This window comes from Salinisphaera orenii subsp. orenii MK-B5 (assembly GCF_003788635.1).
In the GTDB taxonomy this organism is placed as follows: Bacteria; Pseudomonadota; Gammaproteobacteria; order Nevskiales; family Salinisphaeraceae; genus Salinisphaera; species Salinisphaera orenii.
Genome location: NZ_AYKH01000013.1, coordinates 68,214 through 74,613, shown reverse-complemented (window position 1 = coordinate 74,613; position 6,400 = coordinate 68,214). Strand labels below are relative to the sequence as shown.

The 6,400-nt window shown below is 65.5% G+C and carries 5 protein-coding genes; all 5 read right to left on the bottom strand.

Going from position 1 to position 6,400, the window contains the following annotated elements; translation table 11 throughout:
- Positions 1 to 86: 86 nt before the first annotated feature.
- Positions 87 to 1,112, bottom strand: coding sequence for a PstS family phosphate ABC transporter substrate-binding protein (locus SAOR_RS08700; RefSeq protein ID WP_185015606.1), 1,026 nt, complete (start codon positions 1,110 to 1,112; stop codon positions 87 to 89).
- A 113-nt stretch (positions 1,113 to 1,225) separates the two neighbouring features.
- A complete protein-coding gene (locus tag SAOR_RS08695; protein ID WP_123631080.1) occupies positions 1,226 to 2,857 on the bottom strand; it encodes a choice-of-anchor I family protein in 1,632 nt (543 codons plus the stop codon).
- A 109-nt stretch (positions 2,858 to 2,966) separates the two neighbouring features.
- Positions 2,967 to 4,217, bottom strand: a complete 1,251-nt coding sequence (locus tag SAOR_RS08690) for a porin (protein WP_123631079.1) — start codon at positions 4,215 to 4,217, stop codon at positions 2,967 to 2,969.
- Positions 4,218 to 4,329: 112 nt separating this feature from the next.
- Positions 4,330 to 5,658, bottom strand: coding sequence for a phosphate regulon sensor histidine kinase PhoR (gene phoR, locus SAOR_RS08685; protein WP_123631078.1), 1,329 nt, complete (start codon positions 5,656 to 5,658; stop codon positions 4,330 to 4,332).
- A 9-nt stretch (positions 5,659 to 5,667) separates the two neighbouring features.
- Positions 5,668 to 6,363, bottom strand: coding sequence for a phosphate regulon transcriptional regulator PhoB (gene phoB / locus SAOR_RS08680; protein ID WP_123592457.1), 696 nt, complete (start codon positions 6,361 to 6,363; stop codon positions 5,668 to 5,670).
- Positions 6,364 to 6,400 lie beyond the last annotated feature (37 nt).

Sequence of the window (6,400 nt, the reverse complement as noted above, 5' to 3'; positions counted from 1 at the left end):
GGCTTGGCCGGTCATGATACGAGAAAACAGGAGCCGGCCGCGGCATCGCCGCGGCCGGCCGGCCGGTGGGCAGTGCCCGCAGGAAATCAGCCCTTGAGATCCGAGGCCGAGACCTTGGCGCGCTCTTCCCATTCGCTGCGTTCCTTTTCGATCTTGTCCTCCGGCATCGGGATGAGGCCGATACCCTTGAGGTAGCCGCGATCGCTGATCATCTGATCGGACAGGAACATATCGACGTATTCTTCCATGCCGTCGACCTCTTCGAGGTGCGCGTTCTTGGTATAGAAGAACAGCGAACGCGAAACCGGATACTCACCCGAGGAGATCTGGTCGCGCTTGGCTTCCGCGCCATCGATGGTCGCCGCCTGAACCTTGTCGCGATTCTCCTCGAGGAAGGAGAAACCGAAGATGCCGAAGGCGGCCTTGTTCTGGGCCAGCTTCTGGACGATCAGGTTGTCGTTCTCGCCCGACGGCACGTACTTGCCGTCCTGGCGGATCGTGGTGTAGCCCTCTTCATAGCCGTCGATGTGTTCGGAGCCGTACTCCATGACCAGCTCCTCGAACGCATCGCGCGTACCGGAGGACGTGGGCGGGCCGTAGATCAGAATCTCGCGGTCCGGCAGCGACGAGTCGATGTCGCTCCAGCGGTTGTACGGATTGTCGACCAGCTCGCCGTCCTTGGGCACCTTCGCCGCGACCGCCAGCGTGATCTGCTCGCGCGAGAGATTGATCGAATCGTCCTGCTTGCTCTGGGCGAACACGATACCGTCGGCGCCGATCACGTTCTCGGTGATGTCCTCGACGCCGTTGTCCTGGCACATCTTGAGCTCGGAGGGCTTCATGCGGCGCGAGGCGTTGGTCACGTCAGGCGTATCCTCGCCCACACCCTGGCAGAACAGCTTGAAGCCGCCGCCGGAGCCCGTGGACTCGACCACCGGCGTGCTGTAATCGGTGGTGGCACCGAACTCCTCGGCGACGTAGGACGAGAACGGATAGACCGTCGACGACCCGACGACCCGGATCTGGTCCTGCGCGTGGGCGGCGCCGGCGGCGCCCACCACGGCAGCGGCCGCGACGGCAGCGCGGAGCGACGATTGCACACGTGGTTTCATTCGGTTCTCCCGGTTAATAAGTGGCAGGCCACCCTCGATGACCTGTCGGGATTGTGGCGAGCCGCGATGAAGATCGTATGGCGCTCGGATGACATTTGTATGACACCCCGCCATCATTCGCGGCCGAGCCGATAGAGCGTGGTCGAGCCGCTGATCTCGTTGCCGACCGCCAGCATCGGCGTACCCGGTTCGGGGCTGTCCGCGGCGGCGATGAACACGATGCTTTCCGGGCCGAGATCGCCGGCGGTGCCCGACTCCGGATCGGCGTCGAGATCGCGGTTGTTCACATAGGTGACGAACGCGGGCGCGGTGACGTCGCTGATGTCGTAGACGAGAAAACCGCCCATGCGCTCGAGGCCGATGAAGGCATAGGCGCGATCGTCGATTTCGCCGTAAGCGATCGCCTCCGGCTCCGGGCCCTTGTTGTCCGAACGCGAATCGCCGTCGTTCTCGGTGTTGTCGTTGTTGTACGCATCGCCGTAGCGCTCGCCGGTGATGCGCTCGAAATCGTCGCCCGAGTCGTAGACGAGCTCGGCGCTGTCCGCGCGGCGGATGGAAAACGAGCGCGCCCCATAGGCGTAGAGCGTGTCATAGACCGGCTCGCCCTCGGCCGTCTCGACACCGGTAGCGCCCAGCGTGCTGGTGACCTTCAGGTCACCCAGGGCCTCGTCGGCCTGGAGCGCCTCGGCGTCGGGAAAGGCGTCGGGATCCAGCGCCAGATCCTTGACGTCGACCTCCTCGCTGAAGGCGTCGTAGTCGCGCGCATCGCCTTCGTTGGCGGTCAGCAGATAGCGCTCGCCGTCCTGTTCGAAGGCCGCGATCGTGTCCGGCTGATACATGCCGAGCACGGGGACGGTCCGGACGTCGAAACCGTCGCTGTTGCTGGGGTCGATGCCCTGCCCCTCGACGCTGTGATCCTTGAAGCCCAGCGGACGCACGTCGGTGATCGCGAGCGCTTGCAGATCGATCACGGCGATGGCGTTGTTCTCCTGCAGGCTGGCCCAGGCGCGCGTGCCGTCGGCCGAGACGGCGATGTACTCGGGCTCGAAATCCTGTGCCGGCGTCGCGCCGGGGCCGAAGATGCGCACGCCGGCCGCGCGCAGGGCCTCGGCGTCGTCGTTGAAGCCGCGAAAATCGAGCGTGGTCACAGACGGCATCTGATAGCCGCCGCCCAGGTCGATGACGCTGATCGAGCCCTCCGGGTCGTTGTCGTAGTCGTCGCTCGGCTCGCCCTCGTTGGCGACCAGCACGCGACTGCCGTCCGGGGTGAAGGTCAGCATGTCCGGCAACGCGCCGACCTCGGCCTCGCCCAACTTGCTGTAGTCGGTGCTCGAGTAGAACACGGCCTTGCCGTTGGCCTGGGCGTCGTCGGCCTCGATCGCGACGGCGACCACGCCCTCGGCCACGGCGACGCTGTTGGCCGAATCGCCCTCGGCACTGGCGTCGATGGCCGCGATCTTCATCGGGTTGTCGGGATCGCTGACGTCGAGCACATCGACCGTGCGGGCGTTCGAGTTGACCACATAGAGCCGGCGCTGTTCGGCGTCGTAGCTCACGATCTCGGCCGCGCCTTCGTCGAATACGAACGGGTCGACCTGGTAACGCCCGGCCGGGGTGACGCTCAGCTCGGCCGCGGCGGCGTCGCCATCGTCCGGCGCCACATCGTTGTCGTCATCGTCGTCGCTACAGGCGGCGAGTCCGCATACCGCCAGTACCAGGGCACCGGCCAGAAACCATTCACGCATGGGAGAACCTCGTTGATAGTCGTGTTCGGAATCCGCTCCCGGACAAAAAAGACCCCGGCGTACCGGGGTCATTTGGGGAGCAAAGGGATTGTGGTTTTGGGGGATTGCCTCAGAGCACCTGCTGGAACTGGAGATACAGCGTGTTCTGATCGTCGCCGATGTTCGACGGCGACTGCACCTGACCGCCGGCATCGTTGGTGTAGAGCACGTCACGGCCCATCTCGTAGGTGAGCTGGATCTTGGCGTTGTGCTTGTTGAAGAAGTAGTTCAGACCGGCGGAGTAGCGCTTGTCCATGTCGTCATAGTTCTGGCCGTTGGCATAGAACCCGTCGTCCGGATCCAGCGCCGAAAAGCCGGCGACGAACTCGAGCTTGCTGGGCACGAGCATGTAGCCGCCCTTGACCATGTACGTGGCGAACTGGGCGTCGCCATCCGCGTTGACCAGCCCGGTCGGGCCGCCGATGAAGTCACGGGTCTCGTCGGTGACTTCAGCGTCGTAGAACTGGGCCGCGGCATCCGCCGAGAAATAGCCGGCACGGAAAGCCGCATCCACGCCGTAGGCATTGACGCTGTCGTACTGGCTGGCGACATCGTTGGCGATGAAGTCACCGTTCGCGGGATCGACCGAGAAGCTGTTGTCGATATCGTCGTCGTTGCCCCACGTATAGGCGTTCAGGCCGATGCCGAAGCGCGTCTCGTCGCCGAACGCGCCCTGCGCCTTCTTGAAGCTGCCCAGCGGCGTCCAATCGAGACGACCGACGAGCATGTTGCCGAAGTAGTCGGGGTCGGAGCTCACGCGCGACTCGAAGTCGAGCTTGGAAAGATCCGATTCCAGACCGGCCTGATAGAACCCGAGCTGGCCCTGCACCATGTCGTTGTCATCGAGGGTGTAGCTCACACCGATCTGACGGTCCGGCACGCCGTAGTTATGATCGCCCACGACCGTGCGCTCGACGAACTGCTGGCGCTTCGAGGAGGTCAGCAGCTCGCGCGAGAACGGCGCATTGTGGTTGCCGATCGTGATGCTGCCCATCGGCAGACCGGAGTAGTTGATGAAGGCGTCCTTGACCTCGGGGTCGTCGGACACGCCGCCGAAGTCGACCTGCCAGATGCCGTAGATGTTCTCGGTCAGCGTGCCCTCGATGTAGAAACGCATCCGACGCAGAAAGAAATCGTCGCCGGAATCGTTCTCGCCACCGTCGGCGTCGACCATCAGGTACTGCGGCTGCAGGCGACCGCCGATCTCGAGCGACTTCTCGCCCTCGTCGTAGAGCGTGATGCCCGCGGAGGCGAGCATCGGCATCGCGGTCACGGCCACGGCTGCGACTGCGCCGCCGGCGCGCGTGTAAAAGCGTTTCATGCGTAGGTCTCCCTGGAGTGTGTCTCGGCTTGTCAGCCGCGGGAAACGTTACGCAGTGCGTGTTACCGGTCGGTGTCGCCCATGTGACGATTCGATGACGCTCGCAGATCGGTCACGCCGCGCGCTGCAGCAGCCGGCGCTGCAGCGGAAAATGACAAGTGAACGTCGAGCCCTCGCCCGGCGTGCTGTCGATGTCCAGCTCGCCCTCGTGGTGTTCGAGACAGTGCTTGACGATGGCCAGCCCCAGCCCCGTGCCGCCGTCGCTGGCCTTGCGGCCGGCGTCGACGCGATAGAAACGCTCGGTCAGCCGGGGGATGTGCTGGGCCTCGATGCCGGCGCCGGCATCGTGGACGGAGAAGTGCGCGCCCTGGTCGTCCTGCCACCAGTGGACCGCGATCGGGCCGCCGTCGGGCGTGTAGCGCACGGCGTTGGCGAGCAGGTTCGAGAAGATGCTCTCCAGTTCGTTCGGCCGGCCGAACAGCCCCACCTCGCGGTCGAGATGGAGAGTGATGTCGTGTCGTTCGTCGTCGGCCCGACGGATGTCGTCGGCGAGGTCGTCGATCATCGCCGGCACGTCGATGCGCTCCTGTCGCTGCTGCAGCCCTTCGGCCTCCAGCCGGGCCAGCTTGAGCAGACTCTCGATGATCGAGTTCATGCGGCGCGCCTGCTCGCCCATCTCCGTCACGGGGCTGCGCCACTCGGCCAGCGGGCCGTCGCCCGCGGCCTCCTCCTCCATCATCTCCAGATAGCCGCGCAGCACGGTCAACGGCGTGCGCAGTTCATGCGAGGCGTTGGCGACGAAGTCCCGGCGGGTGGCCTCGAGCCGTTTCTGCTCGCTGACGTCGCGCGCGATCAGCAGACGCTGGTCGTTGCCATAGGGAATCAGGCGCACCAGCACGGTGTCGGTATCGCTGGCCGGCGATGGAATCTCGAGTTCGCCGATCTCCCGTCGCCGCTGCGACAGCGCGGCGGAGAAACGCGGATGACGCAGCAGGTTGGCGATGCGCTGGCCGAGATCCTGCGGCGTGCGCAGGGCCAGCAGCGCACCGGCCGCGCTGTTGAACCAGACGATGCGGCCCTGGGCGTCGAGCACGACCGCACCATCCGGCAGCGCGGCGGTCGAGGCCTGGAACTCGTCGAGGATGCGCTTGAGCCGTTTCTTGCGCTTGCGGTTGCGCTGCTTGAGGCGGTAGAGCTCGGTGTAGATCTCCTGCCAGACCCCGATACCCTCCGACGGCTCGCTCCGATCCGAGAGCAGCCAGCGGTGGAGCTGGTAGGCATAGACGAGATGCATCGCCAGATAGGCACAGACGCCGAGCAGCACGCAGACCAGCATGTGGCCGCTGATCAACCCCGCGACGGCCCCTGCAGCCAGTACGGCGAGCATGAGCACGACTTCGCGACGCCAGGTCCGGCGCATGGCCTGCGAGGGCATGCTCATGGTCAGATGCTAGACGCCTTTGCTGGAGAAACGATAGCCGCTGCCGCGCACCGTCTGGATGAAGTGATCGAAACCGTAGGGCGCAAGCGCCTTGCGCAGCCGCCGGATGTGCACGTCGACCGTACGCTCCTCGACGAACACGTTCTGGCCCCAGACCCGGTCGAGCATCTGCTCGCGCGAATAGACCCGCTCGGGATGACTCATGAAGAACCGCAGCAGCCGGTACTCGGTCGGCCCGAGCTTGACCGGGCGGTCGCCGGCGGCGACGCGCTGGCTGGCCGCGTCCAGGGTCAGGCCCTCCAGCTCCAGCGTCTCGTCGCGGCCGCCGGGCAGGCTGCGTCGCAGCACTGCGCGCACGCGCGCGACCAGTTCGGATGACGAGAACGGCTTGGTGACATAGTCGTCGGCGCCGAGGTTCAGGCCGCGCACGCGATCGTCCTCGTCGACGCGGGCGGTGACCATGATGATCGAGACATCGGCGGTGAGCTCGTCGCGGCGCAGCTCGCGCGCGAGCTCGGCCCCGGAGACGCCCGGCAGCATCCAGTCCATGAGGATCAGATCCGGTCGGCGCTCGGCCATGGCCAGGCGCGCACTCTGCGCGTCCTCGGCCTCGGCGACCGAGAAATCCGCCCGTTCCAGCGCAAAGCGGATCATGTCGCGGATCGGCGCCTCGTCCTCGACGATTAGAACATGCTTGTCATCCATGACACTGCGTTTCATGCGGTTTGTGACGCGACAACGC

Bases quoted from the DNA above. Each gene is read 5' to 3' on its own strand.
- SAOR_RS08690 (WP_123631079.1), bottom strand. From the start codon at position 4,217: ATGAAACGCTTTTACACGCGCGCCGGCGGCGCAGTCGCAGCCGTGGCC.
- SAOR_RS08700 (WP_185015606.1), bottom strand. From the start codon at position 1,112: ATGAAACCACGTGTGCAATCGTCGCTCCGCGCTGCCGTCGCGGCCGCT.
- SAOR_RS08695 (WP_123631080.1), bottom strand. From the start codon at position 2,857: ATGCGTGAATGGTTTCTGGCCGGTGCCCTGGTACTGGCGGTATGCGGA.
- phoR (WP_123631078.1), bottom strand. From the start codon at position 5,658: ATGAGCATGCCCTCGCAGGCCATGCGCCGGACCTGGCGTCGCGAAGTC.
- phoB (WP_123592457.1), bottom strand. From the start codon at position 6,363: ATGGATGACAAGCATGTTCTAATCGTCGAGGACGAGGCGCCGATCCGC.